Below are 18,643 nucleotides of genomic sequence, written 5' to 3'. Positions count from 1 at the left end.
AAAACTTTTTTCAAGCGCTTGGCTTGGCTAATTTGGCTTGCTGATTCGTTCTGGTTTCCTAAGAAGCCATCCCGTGTCAGCGAGGTGGCATTATAGAGATTTCGATCACACTGGCAAGCCCTTTTTTAAGTTTTTTTCGTTTTTTTATTCGTTCGATTAAAAAGAACTCAAAACGCCTCAAAAGTAGGCTTTTATCTTACATATTCTTCAGTTTTTCAGTGAACAAAGAGACTTTTTCCCAGTTTGTGTACTCAACTTCCTTCGTTGTATCCGTTTCACCACCTGTCATATTCATAATAAAGCGGATCATGGTTCTATCGAACCAGTTATAACGTGGGTAATAGAGGGCACCTGCAAATACACCGATTAAAGTCGGCTGCCATGGAGACTTGGTAAGGAACTTCTTAATATACGCACTGCCTTCTGGTGTATCTTTGCCTTGGTCTTCTTTACGCGCCGTTAAGTTAACACAGAAGAACGCAACCTTGCTTGATTGCAACTGAGTAAGGTTGGCATCAATAAATTGATATAGCTTCTTATTAAGGTGGCCATAACGAATCGATGCGCCAATCAACACTCTGTCGTACTGAGCAAAGTCCACCTTGCCAATAGTGTGCAGATCTTGAAGCTCACATTCGAACTCACTCATTTCTTCTTTTATATAGTTCAAGATTTTCTTGGTCTGCCCTTCACGGCTTGAATACAAAAATAGAACTTTTGCCACAATGTTGTCCTTAGCTACGCCAAAACGTAGGGGTCAATAAGATTAATAAGGTGAAGATTTCTAATCGGCCAAACAGCATAGATACGATAAGTACCCATTTTGCTTTGTCGTTCACATCGCCAAAGTGCACCGCGACTTCACCAAGGCCCGGGCCAAGGTTATTTAATGTCGCCGCTACCGCAGAGAAAGCACTCAACTCGTCCATACCAGTTGCAATAAGAGCCAGCATACAAACCACAAACACTAATGCGTATGCAGAGAAGAAGCCCCAGACCGCATCTACAACACGTTGTGGTAGTGCAGAACCGCCAACCTTGATGGTATAGACAGCCCGTGGGTGAACAAGACGCTTCATTTCACGAGCACCTTGCAGAGTAAGTAGTAAGATTCGAATCACTTTCATACCACCACCCGTAGAACCTGCACATCCCCCTATAAAAGAAGAGAACAAAAGCAGTACGGGTAAGAACAATGGCCACTCTGAGAAACCCGTCGTTGTAAAACCCGCGGTCGTAGAGATAGACACGGTTTGGAACAAGGCTTGGTCGAAAGCATCGTAGTACGAATCATAAGAGTGATGATTGAGCAGTAATAAGAAACAAACCAAGAACAGTACTGCCTGAATAAAGATAAAGGCGCGGAACTCAGGATCTTTCCAATAATACTTAGGATGCACACCACCTGAAGCAAATGCAGCAAAGTGAAGCGAATAGTTACATGCGGATATAAGAAGGAACACAACTGTAATCATGTTGATCGCAGGGCTATTGAAATACCCCATGCTCGCATCGTGAGTCGAGAAGCCACCAATCGCAATAGTAGAGAAGCTATGACTGATGGCATCAAAGAAGCTCATCCCAGCAAGCCAAAACGCCACTGCACAAGCAATGGTTAAGCTCAGGTAGATGTACCAAAGCGCTTTTGCCGTTTCAGCAATACGCGGAGTCATCTTGCTATCTTTTACTGGACCCGGGATTTCAGCACGATATAACTGCATACCACCGATACCCAGAACAGGGAGGATAGCTACCGCTAATACGATGATACCCATACCACCAAACCATTGTAGGAACTGACGATAAAAAAGAATCGCCTTAGGCAGATCATCGAGGCCGACAATTACGGTCGCACCTGTCGTAGTTAATGCAGAGAAGGATTCGAAGAAAGCATCGGTTACCGACACATTGGGGTTATCGGCGATCAAAAACGGCAGCGCACCCGCACTACCGATTACCGTCCAAAACAGAACAACAATCAAAAAGCCATCACGCGCTTTCAATTCATGCTTATAACGTCGGTTTGGAAACCAGCAAGTTGCTCCACAGAATAAGAGAACGAAGAAGGTCGTCACAAATGGCACACCCGCACCATCTCGATAGATCAGTGCGACGAGCGCAGGAGCAAGCATTGATACACTAAAAAGTGCTAATAATAATCCGACGATTCGAATAATTGAGCGAAATTGCATGAGCTATTGAACGAAGCGAAATGCTTCACACTTCCTAGTTGTCTTTGACTTTCGTTACCAGTGCCTTAGCACCGCTTTTATTGATCATGGTTTGGGTAAACGAATCTACCTGAAGGAGCTCTATTTCAATAATAAGCTCAACTTGAACACCATAATCCGCTTGGACCTCAACAGCCTGATGCTGAGCCATGATGGATTGTGCGATCGGCACAAAGCCATAGTCTAACTCTAGCCGTAATTTTGTGGTTATTTTTTTCTCGATAGTTTGAAGCAGCTTGAGAGCTTGTTGTACGCCACCGCCGTAAGCCTTAACCAAACCGCCGGTTCCAAGCTTAATTCCGCCAGAGTAGCGCGTCACAACAGCCGTTAATTCACCGACACCAGAGCCCGATAGTTGCGCCAAGATAGGCTTACCCGCTGTACCCGAGGGTTCACCATCATCACTGAAACCCCAAAGCATTGAGTCTTCAGGTCGACCAGCAACAAAACCCCAACAGTTATGTCGTGCTGAAGAATGCTCTTTTTTCACCTGTTCTACGAACTGTTTTGCAGCTTCAACACTTGGAGTATGAGCAAGATGCGTAATAAAGACGCTCTTTTTTATCTCTTCTTCAAACAGAGCCGACGCAGAAGGTATTAAATAAGGCTGTTCATTCATATCGTTAACTTAGTTAATAAGAGCGACGAAGTGTATCACGCGTGAATAATAAGGGTTAGAGGATCTGTGCCATCGCACAATGTTAAACAATTGTTTAAAAAATGTATTGAAATTAATCAAGCAGAGGTACAGACTAAGATAACTGGTCTTACCAGGTATTCTACAATAATAGAAAGATAACAAGATTCTCTCAAACAATCGTGGATTGTATGTCATGGAGATAGACAATGATTTACCAAGCTAACACCCTACAGGTAAAGGAATTACAAGATGGTATTGCGGAATTAAGCTTCTGTGCACCAGCCTCTGTAAACAAACTCGACCTTGCTACTTTAGAATCACTAGATAAAGCGTTAGATGCTCTTAATGCTCACGCAGGATTACGTGGTTTAATCTTAACTTCAAACAAAGACGCGTTCATTGTAGGCGCAGACATCACTGAATTTCTTGGCCTATTTGCTAAGCCAGAAGCAGAACTTGATGAATGGTTAAGATTCGCTAATTCAATCTTCAGCAAGCTCGAAGACCTTCCTGTCCCAACTCTTTCAATGATGCGTGGCCATGCCCTTGGCGGCGGCTGTGAATGTGTACTCGCTACCGATTTCCGTATCGGTGACAAGACCACCAGCATTGGCCTACCTGAAACCAAACTTGGCATCATGCCTGGTTTTGGTGGTTGTGTGCGCCTACCTCGTGTTATCGGTGCTGACAGCGCAATGGAAATTATCACGCAAGGCAAAGCATGCCGTGCAGATGAAGCGCTTAAAGTTGGCTTGTTAGATGCGATTGTTGAAACAGACCAGTTACTAGAATCGGCAATCAATACCGTTTCTCTGGCTGCTAATGAAAAATTAGACTGGCAGCTACGCCGTAAACAAAAGACATCAGCGCTTTCACTAAGCAAACTCGAAGCGATGATGAGCTTTACCATGGCGAAGGGCTTAGTTGCTCAAAAAGCAGGGCCTCACTACCCAGCTCCGATTACTTCTGTGATTGCGATTGAAGAAGCAGCACGCAGCAATCGCGATGCAGCACTCGACATCGAACGTAAGCACTTCGTTAAGCTAGCGAAATCGGAAGAAGCAAAAGCATTAGTTGGCTTATTCCTGAATGACCAGTACATCAAAGGCTTAGCGAAACAAGCGGGTAAGTCAGCAAACAAAGCAACTGAGCGTGCAGCCGTACTTGGTGCAGGTATCATGGGCGGCGGTATTGCTTACCAATCAGCTCTAAAAGACGTGCCAGTGATGATGAAAGACATCGCACAGGCGTCTCTAGATCTTGGTATGAACGAAGCTTCTAAGTTGTTGAATAAACGCTTATCACGCGGTCGCCTAGATGGATTCAAGATGGCAGGCATTCTGTCTTCTATTACTCCAAGCCTGCATTACGCGGGTGTAGAACAGTCGGATGTGATTGTTGAAGCAGTAGTAGAAAACCCGAAAGTAAAAGCAGCAGTACTGAGCGAAGTGGAAGGTTTGGTTGGTGAAGACACGGTTCTAACATCAAATACCTCAACGATTCCGATTAATCTGTTAGCGAAATCTTTGAAGCGCCCAGAGAACTTCTGTGGCATGCACTTCTTTAACCCAGTACACCGCATGCCTTTGGTTGAGATCATCCGAGGTGAGCACACTTCAGAAGAAACCATTAATCGCGTGGTTGCTTACGCAGCGAAGATGGGTAAATCCCCTATCGTTGTTAATGATTGCCCAGGCTTCTTCGTTAACCGTGTACTTTTCCCTTACTTTGGCGGTTTCAGCATGTTGCTACGCGACGGTGCTGATTTCACTAAGATCGATAAAGTGATGGAGCGTAAGTTCGGTTGGCCAATGGGCCCGGCTTACTTACTAGACGTTGTAGGCCTAGACACTGCACACCACGCACAAGCTGTGATGGCGCAAGGTTTCCCAGAGCGTATGGGCAAAGAAGGTCGTGATGCGATTGATGCACTTTACGTTGCTGAAAAATACGGTCAGAAAAATGGTAGCGGTTTCTACACATACAGCGTAGACAAGCGTGGTCGTCCGAAGAAGACCTTCTCTGAAGACATTCTTCCTATCTTGGCTGACGTATGTCAAGCACCACAAGATTTTGATGACCAAACAATTATCCAGCGCATGATGATTCCAATGATCAACGAAGTGGTGCTTTGTCTAGAAGAAGGCATTATCGCGACACCGCAAGAAGCGGATATGGCACTGGTTTACGGTTTAGGCTTCCCTCCATTTAGAGGCGGCGTATTCCGCTACTTAGACAGTGTGGGCATTGGTAACTTCGTTGAAATGGCGAAAGGCTACCAAGACTTAGGTGCAATGTACCAAGTTCCTCAGCTATTGCTTGATATGGCAGCGAAGGGCGAAAGCTTTTACGACAGCCAACAAGCCAGTTCTCTGTAACCCACATTTGGAAAAGGAATAGCAAAATGAAAAATGTAGTTGTTGTTGATTGCCTTCGCACCCCAATGGGACGTTCCAAAGGTGGAGCTTTCCGTCACACTCGTGCTGAAGATCTGTCTGCACATTTGATGAAAGGCATTTTAGAGCGCAACCCAGAAGTAAACCCTGTCGAAATTGAAGATATTTACTGGGGTTGTGTACAACAAACACTAGAGCAAGGCTTCAACGTTGCACGTAACGCTGCCTTGCTTGCTGGTCTACCGATTGAGATTGGTGCTGTAACAGTCAACCGTTTATGTGGTTCATCTATGCAAGCTTTGCATGATGCAACTCGCTCTATCATGGTTGGTGATGCTGAAATCTGCCTGATTGGTGGTGTGGAGCACATGGGCCACGTACCAATGAACCATGGTGTTGATTTTCACCCAGGCATGTCAAAACACGTAGCAAAAGCGGCCGGCATGATGGGGCTAACCGCTGAGATGTTAGGCAAAATGCACGGTATTAGCCGTGAAGACCAAGATGCATTCGCAGCACGCTCACATGCTCGCGCTCAAGCAGCTACGGTTGAAGGTCGTTTCAAAAATGAAATCCTGCCAACCGAAGCTCACGCTGCAGACGGTTCTCTGTTCACTCTGGATTACGACGAAGTCATTCGCCCAGAGACAACAGTTGAAGGCTTATCCCAGCTGCGTCCGGTATTTGACCCAGCAAACGGCACAGTAACAGCAGGTACTTCATCAGCTCTGTCTGATGGTGCTTCTGCAATGCTTATCATGAGCGAAGAGAAAGCTAACGCACTTGGCCTTAAGATTCGCGCTCGCGTGAAGTCTATGGCTATCGCTGGCTGCGATCCTTCAATCATGGGTTACGGCCCAGTACCAGCAACCCAAAAAGCACTTAAACGTGCAGGACTAACCATTGAAGACATGGGTGTGATTGAGTTAAACGAAGCGTTTGCTGCTCAATCTCTACCTTGTGCTAAAGACTTAGGTCTACTGGATGTTGTTGACGAGAAAGTAAACCTTAACGGCGGTGCGATTGCTCTGGGTCACCCACTAGGCTGTTCTGGTTCTCGTATCTCGACGACGCTAATCAACCTGATGGAAGCACAAGACGTGAAATACGGCTTGGCGACTATGTGTATTGGTTTAGGCCAAGGTATTGCAACGGTATTTGAACGCCCATAGCGTTTACTGACTGTAATATTTGAAGGGTAATCTTTTGTGCAGCTATATTTATATAGCTGCACTTTTTATTGCTTGGCATCCAACAATGCATCGATTGTGTTCAGCGAACTCAACGAGAGAAAAACCAACCCTGACATCTATGCACAAAACGCATATATTCAATGTTGATGTTTCATTATTTTTTCTCGGATGATTCAACTAAAGTTACTTCAGTTTCCTAATATTCCTCCACGGAGCAGATCATGTTTAAAGCACTTGTACTAAACCAAGAAGACAAAAAAACTATCGCGTCAGTTTCTCAAATTGAAGAATCTCAATTACCAGAAGGTAACGTGAAGATTGATGTTAGCTACTCTTCTTTGAACTACAAAGATGGTTTGGCGATTACAGGTAAAGGGCGCATTGTTCGCAACTTCCCTATGGTTCCTGGTATCGACCTTTCTGGTGTGGTTTCACAATCTGATGACCCTCGCTACAAAGCAGGCGACGAAGTGGTTCTAACTGGTTGGGGTGTTGGTGAAGGTCACTGGGGCGGCATGGCTGAGAAAGCAAGCCTAAACGGTGACTGGTTAGTGCCGATGCCTAAAGGTCTAGACGCTAAGAAAGTAATGGCGATTGGTACAGCAGGCTTCACAGCAATGCTTTGTGTTCAAGCTATTGTCGATGCTGGCATCAAGCCTGAAGACGGTGAAATCCTAGTTACCGGCGCAAGTGGCGGTGTAGGTAGCGTATCTATCACTCTACTAAACCAACTGGGCTACAAAGTGGCAGCAGTGACTGGCCGTGCTTCTGTAAACGGTGAACTACTTAAATCACTAGGCGCGACACGTATTGTAGAGCGTGCTGAACTAGAAGAACCAGCTAAGCCACTAGAAAAACAACTGTGGGCTGGCGCTATCGATACGGTAGGCAGCAAAGTCCTTGCGAAAGTATTGGCGCAAATTGATTACAACGGTGCGGTTGCGATGTGTGGTCTAGCAGGCGGTTTTGACTTACCAACCACGGTAATGCCATTCATTCTGCGTAACGTTCGCCTACAAGGTGTTGATTCTGTAATGTGCCCTCGTGAAAAACGTATTAAAGCGTGGGAACAACTGGCTGAGCTACTACCAGAATCTTTCTACGCTCAAGCAACCAAAGAAGTGTCTTTAGACGGTGCAATTCAAGCAGCAGAAGACATCACTAACGGTCAAATCACTGGTCGCGTAGTCATTAAACTATAGGCTCTCAAACATAAAGTTATCAAACCTTAAGCAACAGCTTTAGGCTTGGATAACCCAAAACAACAAAGGGCTGATTTTTATCAGCCCTTTTGCGTTTTTGTCATTCGGGTCAAGTGAACTCAGACTCAGATCCGGTTAACCCAAACCGACATCCGCAATCCGTTTTTGAATCAACTCACCACACTCTTCTTTTACCACTCTTCTTAACCATTGTTGTGAAGCAGAAGAATCGCAACGCGAGTGCCAGATCAGTGAGTAATCAAACGGCATAAATTCAAATGGTAATGGCTTAACAACCAAGTCATAACGCTCTGCTACCAAATAAGCCAAATCAGCAGGCACAGTAATCACCAACGGCATTCTATCGACAATCGCCAATGCCGCTTCAAGGTGATAAGCACGCAGTACCATTTTTCTGGGTTGTTGATTAGCTAAAGCGTTGTCCAATAAAGCCTTAACACCATCACTGATCGCAATCATCGCATGTGGGAGTGAAACATAGTCTTCAAGGCTTAAAGGTTGATCGGCTAATGGATGGTTTTTAGATAACAGACACGATACACCAACCGGCCCCAAGACTTCTTGATGAAGTGGTGCAATGCTGCCACTCGGACGACAGATCGCCATATCAACGCGTTCGGTGCTGAGCTGTTTAAACAAATGCTCATGCTGCAACGGAGCAAACTCCAAAGAGATATTGGGTGCTTGTTCATAAATCTTAGGCAACGCATAAGGCAAGATGGTTTGCATCGCATAATCGGTGGTAGCGATCAGAAAACGTTCGCTGCAATAGTAAGGGTCAAAGTCACTCGGACTCAGCAATTGGCGAAAAGACTCCAAAGGCTGATCAATACGCTGACTGATCTCGAGTGCTTTCTTGGTAGGAATAAGGTGCTGACCTTGACGTGTAAACAACGGATCGTTTAGTAATTCTCTTAAACGCCCTAATACTCGACTGGTTGCGGATTGGCTTAAGTTAAGACGAAGCGCGGCCTGGCTTACGCTGCCCTCTTCAATCAATACCTTTAAAGCGACCAATAAATTAAGGTCTCTACGATAGATGTCTTCTAATTCCACGCCACTTACCTAGCTGTATACGATTGCCATTAGTCACTAAGTTGTTTATAGCATGCTTTAGATAAAAAAAATCCCGCAATTACGCGGGGAAGCCCAAGAAAATTTGGGGATAGTGTCGGAATGTTGTCGTATCGGAATTCGCTTGCTGTATTCGGGTTAGTGCTCTTGCTCTTCGGCTATGCCTTGCCAACGGCGCATCTCTACCCAAATACCAATAATCGTTGCTACTATGCCAAAAATAGGCATCAGTGAGGTCTCTGTCGATGAGCGTAGTACTAACGCACAAAAAGAAATAAAACAGAGAACCGAATAAATTGTTAATCTATCTAATCCTGTCAACATCGCCACTCCTTAGCTAGTTGCCTTTGCTTCAAGTTGTTATCAACTTGTTAACTAAGTTATAGGAAATGATTCTGTTTGCCAAGCACTTATTGCATATTTTTTCTGCAGACGTATTATTCACTCGTTAGATAGATATAGAGATACAAACCATGACATTCAAACCTGAACTGGCAACCCATACTTTAGAAGCTGAAGGCCTGCGTTGCCCGGAACCAGTAATGATGGTCAGGAAGACAATTAGAAACATGCAGGATGGCGATGTGTTACTGGTAAAAGCTGACGATCCTTCGACAACTCGAGATATTCCGAGCTTTTGTCGATTCATGGATCACCAGTTGGTAGGCCAAGCAACAGAAACGTTGCCTTACCAGTATTTGATCAGAAAGGGATTGGAGGCGTAACGCCCCACCGACTATCAAGTATCAAAAAAGCCGCTCGTACCTTATGTTCTTAAACAGAACTCAGAGTACGAGCGGCTTTTTGTTTATTCGCTTCTAGATTTGTTTTGCAGATGCTCCAGCTGATGCTGAATTTCTCGGATATCTTTGCGCATCGGAATAATATGCGCGACCCGAATCCAAGCCTCTACCGCAAGTGCAGTCATGATGATGGCACCCGCGACCATTGGCAGCCACATGTCCGTCAACACCATGCCTAACAGTGTAAGTGCAAGACCAAAAGTAAATAGATAACTTTGGCTTTGTGGAGTAATACCCATATAACGCGTCAACATAATCATGCCCTCGTGTTCTTAACTCACAAGATTAAAATATCATGACAAGTATGACAGTTATATGTCCATTCGCTCGATAAACCCCACAATACTGTAAGAGTATGACCTACAACACATTACTCTACTGATTGAGTATAATAAGACTCAAAACACTTACGAGTAAAACGCAGCAGCGATAGCTAAACCCACGAATAGCAAGGCTGTGATCTTACGAATCAGATCAAGAGGCATCTTATCAGCAGACAGCTTACCGATGATCACCACAGGCACATTTGCCAGCAACATACCAATGGTTGTACCCAGAATCACCCACGCTAATGCATCCGCATATTGAGCCCCTAGGATAGAGGTCGCAATTTGGGTTTTATCGCCGATCTCAGCAATAAAGAAAGCGATAAAACTGGCGACAAACGGTCCTCGGTTTGAGATCTGTTCATCGTCATCTAACTTATCGGGAATCAAAATCCAGCCAGCCATCGCAATGAAACTGACCACCAGCACCCACTTTAATACTTCAGGTGAAAGATAATCAGCAACCACGACCCCGAGCCATGCTGCAAGGGCATGATTGGCAATGGTGGCAAAGAAGATAGCTGCGATGATAGGTATCGGCTTGCGATATCGACTGGCTAATAAAAGAGATAGCAACTGAGTCTTATCACCGATCTCGGCTAAGGCGACAGTTGTAATTGAAATTGCTAAAACGCTCACGACATGCTCATTTGGGATGGGGATTATTATATTTAACCAAAGACAAACCTCGCGCCCCATCCCGGTTCACGATGCTTGTCTATGGTCTTGCTAAGCACCACCAAGGTGGTGGTTGCCTCGAACGCCATGATGATTTTGCATCAATTATGTTGACGAACGAACTCATTCAATAGGATATGAATAAGTAAGCTACTCCCCAAAGACCGCGAGATTTTAATAGCCCATGCTTTCAAACACAAGTGTCAAAGTTATCAAAATATCCACTTGTGCCGAAAAACAAACATTAAAGGCAAAAAAATCCACTAAACGACATTTTAGACCACTAATTAAACAAGATTACCCCTACTCGCTTTACGAATATCTCGGTATACTCAGAGGTTATTTTTCTCATTCATTTAAAAGAATCGCGCGAACCTGACTATGCAAAAATACGATATCAAAACCTTCCAGGGAATGATCCTCGCGCTGCAGGATTACTGGGCTCAAAACGGTTGTACCATTGTTCAACCTCTAGATATGGAAGTAGGTGCAGGCACCTCTCACCCAATGACATGTCTACGAGCACTTGGCCCAGAGCCAATGTCTACAGCTTACGTTCAACCTTCTCGTCGTCCGACCGATGGCCGTTACGGTGAAAACCCGAACCGTCTGCAGCACTACTACCAATTCCAAGTAGCGCTAAAACCATCGCCAGACAATATCCAAGAGTTGTACCTAGGCTCCCTAGAGGTTCTTGGTGTTGACCCACTTGTTCACGACATTCGCTTCGTTGAAGATAACTGGGAAAACCCAACACTAGGCGCATGGGGCCTTGGTTGGGAAGTATGGCTAAACGGCATGGAAGTAACTCAGTTTACTTACTTCCAACAGGTTGGCGGCCTTGAGTGTAAGCCAGTAACTGGCGAGATCACTTACGGTATCGAGCGTCTAGCAATGTACATCCAGGAAGTAGATTCTGTTTACGACCTAGTATGGAACGTAGCACCAGACGGTTCTAACGTGACTTACGGTGACATCTTCCACCAAAACGAAGTTGAGCAATCGACGTACAACTTCGAGCACGCAGACGTAGATTTCCTATTCACTTTCTTCGACCAGTGCGAGAAAGAGTGTAAAGAGCTACTTGAGCTTGAGAAGCCACTGCCGCTTCCAGCTTACGAGCGCATTCTAAAAGCAGGTCACGCATTCAACATCCTTGATGCGCGCAAAGCTATCTCTGTAACAGAGCGTCAACGTTACATCCTTCGTATCCGCAACCTGACTAAATCAGTTGCTGAAGCGTACTACGCGTCACGTGAAGCGCTTGGCTTCCCAATGTGTAAGAAGGAAGGTAAATAATCATGGCGAAGAATTTTCTAATTGAACTGGGTACGGAAGAGCTTCCACCAACAGCACTTCGTTCTCTAGCAGAAGCGTTTGCTTCTAACTTTGAAGCAGGTCTTAAAACGGCTGAGCTTTCTCACGAAGGCATCAAGTGGTACGCAGCACCTCGTCGTCTAGCACTTAAAGTAACTGCACTGGCTGAAGGCCAAGCAGACAAAGTGGTTGAGAAACGTGGCCCTGCTGTTTCTGTGGCATTCGATGCTGAAGGCAACGCGACCAAAGCGGCACAAGGTTGGGCTCGTGGTAACGGTATTACTGTTGAGCAAGCTGACCGTCTGAAAACAGACAAAGGCGAGTGGCTTCTTTTCAAACAAGAAGTAGCTGGCAAACCAGTTCAAGAATTGGTGATGGACATTGCTGCGAAAGCACTGGCTGGCCTACCAATTCCTAAAGCAATGCGCTGGGGTAACTCAGACATTCAATTTATCCGTCCAGTAAAAACACTGACAGTACTACTAGGTGATGAGCTTGTTGAAGGCGAAATCCTAGGCGTAGCATCTGCTCGTACTATCCGTGGCCACCGTTTCATGGGCGAACAAGAGTTCACAATCGACTCTGCTGACCAATACCCTGCGATCCTAGAAGAGCGCGGTAAAGTAATGGCAGATTACGAAGCGCGTAAAGCGATCATCCTTGCTGATTCGCAAAAAGCGGCAGCTGCGGTTGGCGGTACAGCTGACCTAGAAGATGACCTTGTTGAAGAAGTAACGTCTCTGGTTGAATGGCCAGTAGTACTGACAGCGAAGTTTGAAGAAGAATTCCTAAAAGTCCCTTCTGAAGCTTTGGTTTACACCATGAAGGGTGACCAAAAGTACTTCCCTGTTTACGATGACAACAAGAAGCTACTACCGAACTTCATCTTCGTATCGAACATCGAGTCTAAAGAGCCTCGTCACGTTATCGAAGGTAACGAGAAAGTGGTACGCCCACGTCTTGCTGATGCTGAATTCTTCTTCAACACAGACCGTAAGCGCCCGCTTATCGACCGTCTTGCTGAACTAGACCAGGCTATCTTCCAGAAGCAATTGGGTACTATCAAAGACAAAACAGACCGCATCACAGAGCTTGCAGGCTACATTGCTGAGCAAATCGATGCTGACGTTGAAAAGTCTAAGCGTGCTGGCCTACTGGCTAAGTGTGACCTAATGACCTCTATGGTATTCGAATTTACGGATACTCAAGGTGTGATGGGCATGCACTACGCGACTCACGACGGTGAAGACGAGCAAGTTGCACTGGCACTTTACGAGCAATACATGCCTCGTTTCGCGGGTGACGATCTACCAAGCACTGGTATCTCTTCAGCAGTAGCAATGGCAGACAAGCTAGACACTATCGTAGGTATCTTCGGTATTGGCCAAGCACCAAAAGGTTCTGACCCATTTGCACTTCGTCGTGCGTCTCTAGGTGTGCTACGTATCATCGTTGAAAACGGCTACAACCTAGACCTAACCGATCTGATCGGCAAAGCGAAAGAGCTACTAGGCGACAAGCTGACTAACAAAAACGTAGAAGCTGACGTTATCGACTTCATGCTAGGTCGTTTCCGCGCATGGTACCAAGATGCTGGTTTCAGCGTTGATATCATCCAAGCGGTACTAGCACGTCGTCCAACTAAGCCTGCTGACTTTGACCAACGTGTTAAAGCGGTTTCTCACTTCCGTGAACTGGAAGCAGCAGAAGCACTAGCAGCAGCGAACAAGCGTGTAGGTAATATCCTTGCGAAATTCGATGGCGAGCTACCAGCTGAAATCGACCTAACGCTTCTTCAAGAAGACGCAGAGAAAGCACTGGCTGAAAACGTTGAAGTAATGACGGAAGCACTAGAACCAGCATTCGCGACAGGCAACTACCAAGAAGCCCTAAGCAAGCTTGCTGATCTACGTGAACCCGTTGATGCATTCTTCGATAACGTAATGGTTATGGCTGATGACGAAGCGCTTAAGAAAAACCGTCTAACGCTACTGAACAACCTACGTAACCTGTTCCTACAGATTGCTGACATCTCTCTACTGCAAAAATAAGCACGAGTGAGACAGTTGCTCTAAGTCATACTCTGAGTAATTAACGGTAAACACCCAAAGGGAAGCGAAAGCTTCCCTTTTTGTTTTTGTGAACCAAGCATTTGTTTGTAGAGGTCTTATTGATTAACTGAATGAAACAGCACTCAGACTGTAGAGGGCATTGTTTGCTATAACTGACCTGTTTATTCAGGGGAAGGGAACAATGAAAAAAACAGTACTCGCGCTTTCAATACTCGCACTCAGCGCATGCAGCCAAACCAGTGACAACAACCTATTACTGACAATTGATAACGACACTGTCGTATTCGAATCATCCGGTAAAGGCACCGTGATTGCAGAACAGGAACTCGCGAAAGGTAGCTATACCTTCTCTATCAGCGATACTCAAAATACCTGTGGCACCAACTATGCGCTGGCTGAAGAAAACCGCATCAAATTCAATAAACCCCTTCGCCTAGACGACTGCGCCGAGAAGTCTGAATTAGATATCAAGATCTTTCGCGCTAACACCTATCAGTTTATGCTCAACCCACAAACCAATGAACTGACCGTTCAGATAAAGCCGAAGCAACAACAAGTACAAAGCTTTGCTTGTCCGGTTCCTAGTGACGAACCAACCATCATCGACGTTGCTCAAACCTTTGATGATGGCACCGTGGTTAGAGACGCTCTTTCAGGCAAACAAGTCACAGTAACGAATGGCAGCGTCACCATGCAGCCAGCAGAAAATAGCCAAGGTGTTCTGCTGCTTGAGAAAGTAGAACCAGAAACCAAAGCTGACTTTAGTTGGGATAACGCCACGGTTTACTTCGTAATGACTGACCGTTTCCACAATGGTAATCCTGATAACGACAACAGTTACGGTCGCAGCCAAGATGGACAAGACGAAATCGGCACCTTCCACGGTGGTGACTTGGCAGGCTTAACCGAAAAACTCGATTACATAGAATCACTCGGTGCTAATGCTATCTGGATAACGTCTCCGTTAGAGCAAATCCACGGCTGGGTTGGCGGCGGTGATCGAGGTGACTTCAAACACTACGGCTACCACGGCTACTACCATCAAGATTGGACCAAGCTCGATGACAACATGGGCACCGAAGACGAGCTAAAAACCTTCATCGATACCGCGCATAGCAAAGGCATTCGTGTTGTTTGGGATGTGGTAATGAACCACACCGGCTATGCGACGCTTGCCGACATGCAAGAGTTTGATTTTGGTAAGCTCAACCTAACTGACGAAGAAGCCAAACAAACACTTGGCGAAAACTGGACAGATTGGCAACCTGCCAAAGGTCAGAACTGGCACTACTTCAACAACTACATCTCTTACAGCGACAAAGAAGCGTGGGAAAAGTGGTGGGGCAAAGCTTGGCTACGCAGCGATATCGGCGCCTATGACTCTCCGGGCTACAATAACCTCACCATGTCTTTGGCGCATCTGCCCGATTTCAAAACAGAGTCGACAGAGACAATCGGGCTGCCTAATTTCTATCGCAATAAGTCCACCAGCGCGACCGATGAACTCAAAACACCTCGTAACCATTTAATCACTTGGTTATCGGATTGGGTGCGCGAATATGGTGTCGATGGTTTCAGGGTCGATACCGCTAAGCACGTTGAACTCGAAGCATGGGCAGAACTGAAAGAGAGCACCAACCAGGCACTTGCCGAGTGGAAACAGAACAACCCAGACAAGGCCTTGGATGACTTACCCTTCTGGATGACTGGCGAAGTATGGGCACACAGCGTGGTCAAATCAGATTACTTCGCTAACGGATTTGATTCGATCATCAACTTTGAATTCCAGAGTGATATCGCACCAAAGGCGCTCAAGTGCCTATCCGATCTTGATGCTGATTACCTTCGATACGCAGAGAAGATCAACAACGACAGCGAGTTCAACGTACTGAGTTACCTTTCGTCTCACGACACCTCGCTATTCTGGACACAACATGGCAGTGACTTTGCAAAACAAACCAAAGCTGCAAACGCGTTGATGCTGGCTCCCGGTGCGGTACAGATCTATTACGGCGATGAAATCGCCCGAGACTTTGGCCCAACGGGTTCTGATCCAATGCAAGGCACACGCTCAGACATGCCTTGGGATCAAATCACTGGCGAACGTGCAGAGCTGCTAGAACACTGGCAAGCGCTTGGCCAATTCCGCCAACGCCACCCAGCCGTTGCTCAGGGTAAGCACATCATCCGTAACAGCAAGGGCTACTATGCGTTCGAACGCCAATACCAAGATGACAAGGTATTAGTCGTTTATACCGGTTCGAACTAAACCTTCATTAACATAAACACCAGAAACTAAAGGGGAAGCTTAGGCTTCTCCTTTTTTTATCGCTAAAGGTACGTTCAATAAGCAAGCTGTCACTCATTAACCAAACTTTATAGAAGTTTTTTACGTGTTAGAGCATTTGGCGCTATGCGTCGCAAAAACATTGCGGTATGTTCAAGGAATACACTGATGGCAGACATAAGGTCTGCCTTAATGACACGTAACAAGCAATCACAATGAATTAGGTAAAATTAGTAATGCAGTTCTCTAAGTTTGGCGAAAAGTTTAATCGATACTCTGGAATCACTCGTTTAATGGATGATTTGAATGATGGCCTGCGCACTCCTGGCGCTATCATGCTCGGTGGTGGCAACCCAGCCGCTATCCCTGCCATGCTCGATTACTTTAACCAAGCCAGTGCCGACATGCTCGCCAGTGGAGAACTCATCGCCGCCCTCGCCAACTACGATGGTCCGCAGGGTAAAGACAGCTTCATCAAATCGTTAGCGGCAATGCTGAAAGAGACCTACGGTTGGGACATCAGCGAGAAGAACATCAGCCTGACTAATGGCAGTCAAAGTGGCTTCTTCTACCTATTCAACCTGCTAGCAGGCCAACAGCCTGACGGCTCACATAAGAAAATCCTACTGCCGATCGCACCGGAATACATCGGCTACGGCGACGCGGGTATTGATGACGATATTTTTATCTCTTACCACCCAGAGATCGAACTGCTAGAAAACCGTCAGTTTAAATACCACGTTGATTTTGAACAACTAAAGGTTGATGACTCAGTCGCGGCTATCTGTGCATCTCGTCCAACCAACCCAACGGGTAACGTACTGACCGACGAAGAAGTGCGTAAACTGGATAAACTGGCGCGTGAAAACAACATCCCACTGCTGATCGACAATGCTTACGGCCTGCCGTTTCCTAACATCATCTTTGAAGATGTCGAACCGTTCTGGAATGAAAATACGATTCTGTGCATGAGCCTTTCTAAGCTTGGTTTGCCGGGTGTGCGTTGCGGTATCGTAATTGCGAGTGAAGAAGTAACACAAGCATTGACCAACATGAATGGCATCATTAGCTTAGCGCCAAACAGTGTTGGCCCTGCAATTGCCAATCACATGATTGAAAAAGGCGATTTACTGCGCTTAAGCAGCGAGGTGATCAAACCTTTCTATAAAGATAAATCTCTACGTGCAGTTGAGCTCTTACAAGATGCTATTGACGACCCACGCTTTAGAATTCACAAACCTGAAGGCGCCATCTTCTTGTGGCTATGGTTTGATGAGCTGCCCATCACTACCATGGAACTGTATAAGCGCTTGAAAGAGCGCGGCGTATTGATTGTTCCGGGTGAATACTTCTTTATCGGCCAAGAAGACGAGTGGGATCATGCTCACCAGTGCTTACGCATGAACTACGTACAAGATGATGAGGCGATGCAGAAAGGCATTGCTATCATTGCTGAAGAAGTGAAAAAGGCTTACTCAGAGCAGTAATAAGAGCTTTTAGCTTACCGCAGGTCAAATACAAAAAGAGCACCTCATTAGGTGCTCTTTCACTTTTACTTCCCGATATTTTTTAGCTCTAAGGAGCTAACAGTAATTAGCCTTCTAGTAAACTATTACCATTGATAGCAATCTTACGTGGTTGCATCGCTTCTGGGATTTCGCGTTCGAGGTCGATGTGAAGAAGACCATTTTCCATGCTTGCACCTACCACTTTTACGTAGTCAGCCAGTTGGAATTTACGCTCGAAATCGCGCTCTGCGATACCTTGGTATACGAAGGTTTTCTCTGCTTCTGCTTTACGCTCACCTTTCACAATTAGCATGTTCTCTTTCTGAGTCAGATCTAATTGATCATCAGCAAAACCAGCGACTGCCATAGTAATACGGTAGTTGTTCTCGTCTTTTTGCTCGATGTTGTATGGAGGGTAACCGCCAGAAGAGTTCTTCGATGTATTCGCTTCCATCATGTTGAATAGACGATCGAAGCCGATTGCGTTGCGGTAAAGTGGAGTGAAATCTACAGTTCTCATAATGCTATCCTTTTAGTAAGCAATAGTCTTAGCTGCGAATTTTACTTGGATCTAACCTGTGTGTGACCCAGTAAACAGCTAAGAGATTCAATTCGCATTCCTCGGGTTTCACCTCTATTGGCGACAACGCTGGGACATGGCAATGAATCAATTTTTAAGTTGTGTGCTGCCAAAGTTATCCTCTATTGAGCGATACTTCGTTAGCGGTAATGAAGGTTCTGTTTCTTCTCTTGTAGAGCAAGACAGTCATCCTCTTCACAAATAGATATATGGATTGAGCAAAATAGTTTCAAGGGGTTATTTTCAATTATTTTTGCAACTCAATATTTTTCAATATCTTACAAACATAAAAAAGCACCATCCAAAGGATAGTGC

Annotated in this window: 17 protein-coding genes and 1 riboswitch; of the genes, 9 read left to right on the top strand and 8 right to left on the bottom strand. The window is 45.6% G+C overall.

Annotation, left to right across the window (positions count from 1 at the left end):
• Window positions 1-196 precede the first annotated feature (196 nt).
• The 3 genes from hemG to AB4351_RS18515 are packed head-to-tail and all read right to left on the bottom strand — an operon-like array spanning window position 197 to window position 2,850.
• On the bottom strand, window positions 197-724 hold the full coding sequence (hemG, locus tag AB4351_RS18525) for a menaquinone-dependent protoporphyrinogen IX dehydrogenase (RefSeq protein ID WP_017058824.1): 528 nt from the start codon (window positions 722-724) through the stop codon (window positions 197-199).
• A 10-nt stretch (window positions 725-734) separates the two neighbouring features.
• Window positions 735-2,192 (bottom strand): TrkH family potassium uptake protein, encoded by a 1,458-nt coding sequence (locus tag AB4351_RS18520; RefSeq protein ID WP_008223210.1) that lies wholly within the window; start codon window positions 2,190-2,192, stop codon window positions 735-737.
• A gap of 34 nt (window positions 2,193-2,226) precedes the next feature.
• A complete protein-coding gene (locus AB4351_RS18515; protein WP_017058823.1) occupies window positions 2,227-2,850 on the bottom strand; it encodes a YigZ family protein in 624 nt (207 codons plus the stop codon).
• 227 nt (window positions 2,851-3,077) lie between these two features.
• Between AB4351_RS18515 and fadB the strand changes: the two genes are divergently transcribed.
• The 3 genes from fadB (at window position 3,078) to AB4351_RS18500 (ending at window position 7,662) form a co-directional block, all read left to right on the top strand.
• Window positions 3,078-5,249: a fatty acid oxidation complex subunit alpha FadB gene (gene fadB, locus AB4351_RS18510; protein WP_372126811.1), complete on the top strand. Its 2,172-nt coding sequence runs from the start codon at window positions 3,078-3,080 to the stop codon at window positions 5,247-5,249.
• A 26-nt stretch (window positions 5,250-5,275) separates the two neighbouring features.
• Window positions 5,276-6,439: an acetyl-CoA C-acyltransferase FadA gene (fadA, locus tag AB4351_RS18505; protein ID WP_017058821.1), complete on the top strand. Its 1,164-nt coding sequence runs from the start codon at window positions 5,276-5,278 to the stop codon at window positions 6,437-6,439.
• 242 nt (window positions 6,440-6,681) lie between these two features.
• Window positions 6,682-7,662: an MDR family oxidoreductase gene (locus AB4351_RS18500; protein WP_017058820.1), complete on the top strand. Its 981-nt coding sequence runs from the start codon at window positions 6,682-6,684 to the stop codon at window positions 7,660-7,662.
• Between the two features lie 135 nt (window positions 7,663-7,797).
• Here the strand turns inward: AB4351_RS18500 and AB4351_RS18495 are convergent, their stop codons facing one another.
• Window positions 7,798-8,739, bottom strand: a complete 942-nt coding sequence (locus AB4351_RS18495) for a LysR family transcriptional regulator (RefSeq protein WP_004736673.1) — start codon at window positions 8,737-8,739, stop codon at window positions 7,798-7,800.
• 156 nt (window positions 8,740-8,895) lie between these two features.
• The gene (locus tag AB4351_RS18490) at window positions 8,896-9,081 is read right to left on the bottom strand and encodes a hypothetical protein (protein ID WP_004736674.1); all 186 of its coding nucleotides are present in this window, start codon (window positions 9,079-9,081) and stop codon (window positions 8,896-8,898) included.
• A 149-nt stretch (window positions 9,082-9,230) separates the two neighbouring features.
• Here AB4351_RS18490 and tusA point away from each other — a divergent pair, with 149 nt between their 5' ends.
• Window positions 9,231-9,482 carry a sulfurtransferase TusA gene (gene tusA / locus AB4351_RS18485; RefSeq protein WP_004736675.1) on the top strand — a complete coding sequence of 84 codons (252 nt, stop codon included), beginning with the start codon at window positions 9,231-9,233 and terminating at the stop codon, window positions 9,480-9,482.
• Window positions 9,483-9,565: 83 nt separating this feature from the next.
• Here the strand turns inward: tusA and AB4351_RS18480 are convergent, their stop codons facing one another.
• Window positions 9,566-9,820 carry a hypothetical protein gene (locus tag AB4351_RS18480; RefSeq protein WP_017058818.1) on the bottom strand — a complete coding sequence of 85 codons (255 nt, stop codon included), beginning with the start codon at window positions 9,818-9,820 and terminating at the stop codon, window positions 9,566-9,568.
• Between the two features lie 147 nt (window positions 9,821-9,967).
• Complete coding sequence (locus AB4351_RS18475) at window positions 9,968-10,525, bottom strand: TMEM165/GDT1 family protein (protein ID WP_004739245.1); 558 nt, start codon at window positions 10,523-10,525, stop codon at window positions 9,968-9,970.
• Between the two features lie 93 nt (window positions 10,526-10,618).
• Window positions 10,619-10,735, bottom strand: a riboswitch (yybP-ykoY riboswitch).
• 210 nt (window positions 10,736-10,945) lie between these two features.
• On the opposite strand from AB4351_RS18475, the gene glyQ reads away from it, so the two are divergent.
• From glyQ to AB4351_RS18455, 4 genes are all read left to right on the top strand, one after another.
• Window positions 10,946-11,863 carry a glycine--tRNA ligase subunit alpha gene (gene glyQ, locus AB4351_RS18470; RefSeq protein ID WP_017058815.1) on the top strand — a complete coding sequence of 306 codons (918 nt, stop codon included), beginning with the start codon at window positions 10,946-10,948 and terminating at the stop codon, window positions 11,861-11,863.
• Between the two features lie 2 nt (window positions 11,864-11,865).
• Complete coding sequence (gene glyS / locus AB4351_RS18465; RefSeq protein WP_017058814.1) at window positions 11,866-13,932, top strand: glycine--tRNA ligase subunit beta; 2,067 nt, start codon at window positions 11,866-11,868, stop codon at window positions 13,930-13,932.
• A 202-nt stretch (window positions 13,933-14,134) separates the two neighbouring features.
• On the top strand, window positions 14,135-16,222 hold the full coding sequence (locus tag AB4351_RS18460; RefSeq protein WP_017058813.1) for an alpha-amylase: 2,088 nt from the start codon (window positions 14,135-14,137) through the stop codon (window positions 16,220-16,222).
• Window positions 16,223-16,476: 254 nt separating this feature from the next.
• Window positions 16,477-17,727, top strand: a complete 1,251-nt coding sequence (locus AB4351_RS18455; RefSeq protein ID WP_017071787.1) for a valine--pyruvate transaminase — start codon at window positions 16,477-16,479, stop codon at window positions 17,725-17,727.
• A gap of 106 nt (window positions 17,728-17,833) precedes the next feature.
• On the opposite strand, the gene AB4351_RS18450 is transcribed toward AB4351_RS18455, so the two are convergent.
• The gene (locus AB4351_RS18450; RefSeq protein ID WP_009848140.1) at window positions 17,834-18,268 is read right to left on the bottom strand and encodes an Hsp20 family protein; all 435 of its coding nucleotides are present in this window, start codon (window positions 18,266-18,268) and stop codon (window positions 17,834-17,836) included.
• 142 nt (window positions 18,269-18,410) lie between these two features.
• Between AB4351_RS18450 and AB4351_RS18445 the strand changes: the two genes are divergently transcribed.
• Window positions 18,411-18,533, top strand: coding sequence for a hypothetical protein (locus tag AB4351_RS18445; protein ID WP_267869012.1), 123 nt, complete (start codon window positions 18,411-18,413; stop codon window positions 18,531-18,533).
• Window positions 18,534-18,643 lie beyond the last annotated feature (110 nt).

The sequence above is a fragment of the Vibrio sp. 10N.261.51.F11 genome (assembly GCF_041471665.1).
GTDB lineage: Bacteria > Pseudomonadota > Gammaproteobacteria > Enterobacterales > Vibrionaceae > Vibrio > Vibrio crassostreae_C.
The sequence above is the reverse complement of the archived record's forward strand: the minus strand, read 5'-3'. Positions and strand labels throughout refer to the sequence as shown.

Coding starts and splice junctions, on each gene's coding strand:
- AB4351_RS18515 (WP_017058823.1), bottom strand. CDS start 2,850: ATGAATGAACAGCCTTATTTAATACCTTCTGCGTCGGCTCTGTTTGAA.
- fadB (WP_372126811.1), top strand. CDS start 3,078: ATGATTTACCAAGCTAACACCCTACAGGTAAAGGAATTACAAGATGGT.
- glyS (WP_017058814.1), top strand. CDS start 11,866: ATGGCGAAGAATTTTCTAATTGAACTGGGTACGGAAGAGCTTCCACCA.
- AB4351_RS18455 (WP_017071787.1), top strand. CDS start 16,477: ATGCAGTTCTCTAAGTTTGGCGAAAAGTTTAATCGATACTCTGGAATC.
- AB4351_RS18480 (WP_017058818.1), bottom strand. CDS start 9,820: ATGATTATGTTGACGCGTTATATGGGTATTACTCCACAAAGCCAAAGT.
- glyQ (WP_017058815.1), top strand. CDS start 10,946: ATGCAAAAATACGATATCAAAACCTTCCAGGGAATGATCCTCGCGCTG.
- AB4351_RS18490 (WP_004736674.1), bottom strand. CDS start 9,081: ATGTTGACAGGATTAGATAGATTAACAATTTATTCGGTTCTCTGTTTT.
- AB4351_RS18460 (WP_017058813.1), top strand. CDS start 14,135: ATGAAAAAAACAGTACTCGCGCTTTCAATACTCGCACTCAGCGCATGC.
- AB4351_RS18450 (WP_009848140.1), bottom strand. CDS start 18,268: ATGAGAACTGTAGATTTCACTCCACTTTACCGCAACGCAATCGGCTTC.
- fadA (WP_017058821.1), top strand. CDS start 5,276: ATGAAAAATGTAGTTGTTGTTGATTGCCTTCGCACCCCAATGGGACGT.
- AB4351_RS18500 (WP_017058820.1), top strand. CDS start 6,682: ATGTTTAAAGCACTTGTACTAAACCAAGAAGACAAAAAAACTATCGCG.
- AB4351_RS18445 (WP_267869012.1), top strand. CDS start 18,411: ATGAATCAATTTTTAAGTTGTGTGCTGCCAAAGTTATCCTCTATTGAG.
- AB4351_RS18520 (WP_008223210.1), bottom strand. CDS start 2,192: ATGCAATTTCGCTCAATTATTCGAATCGTCGGATTATTATTAGCACTT.
- tusA (WP_004736675.1), top strand. CDS start 9,231: ATGACATTCAAACCTGAACTGGCAACCCATACTTTAGAAGCTGAAGGC.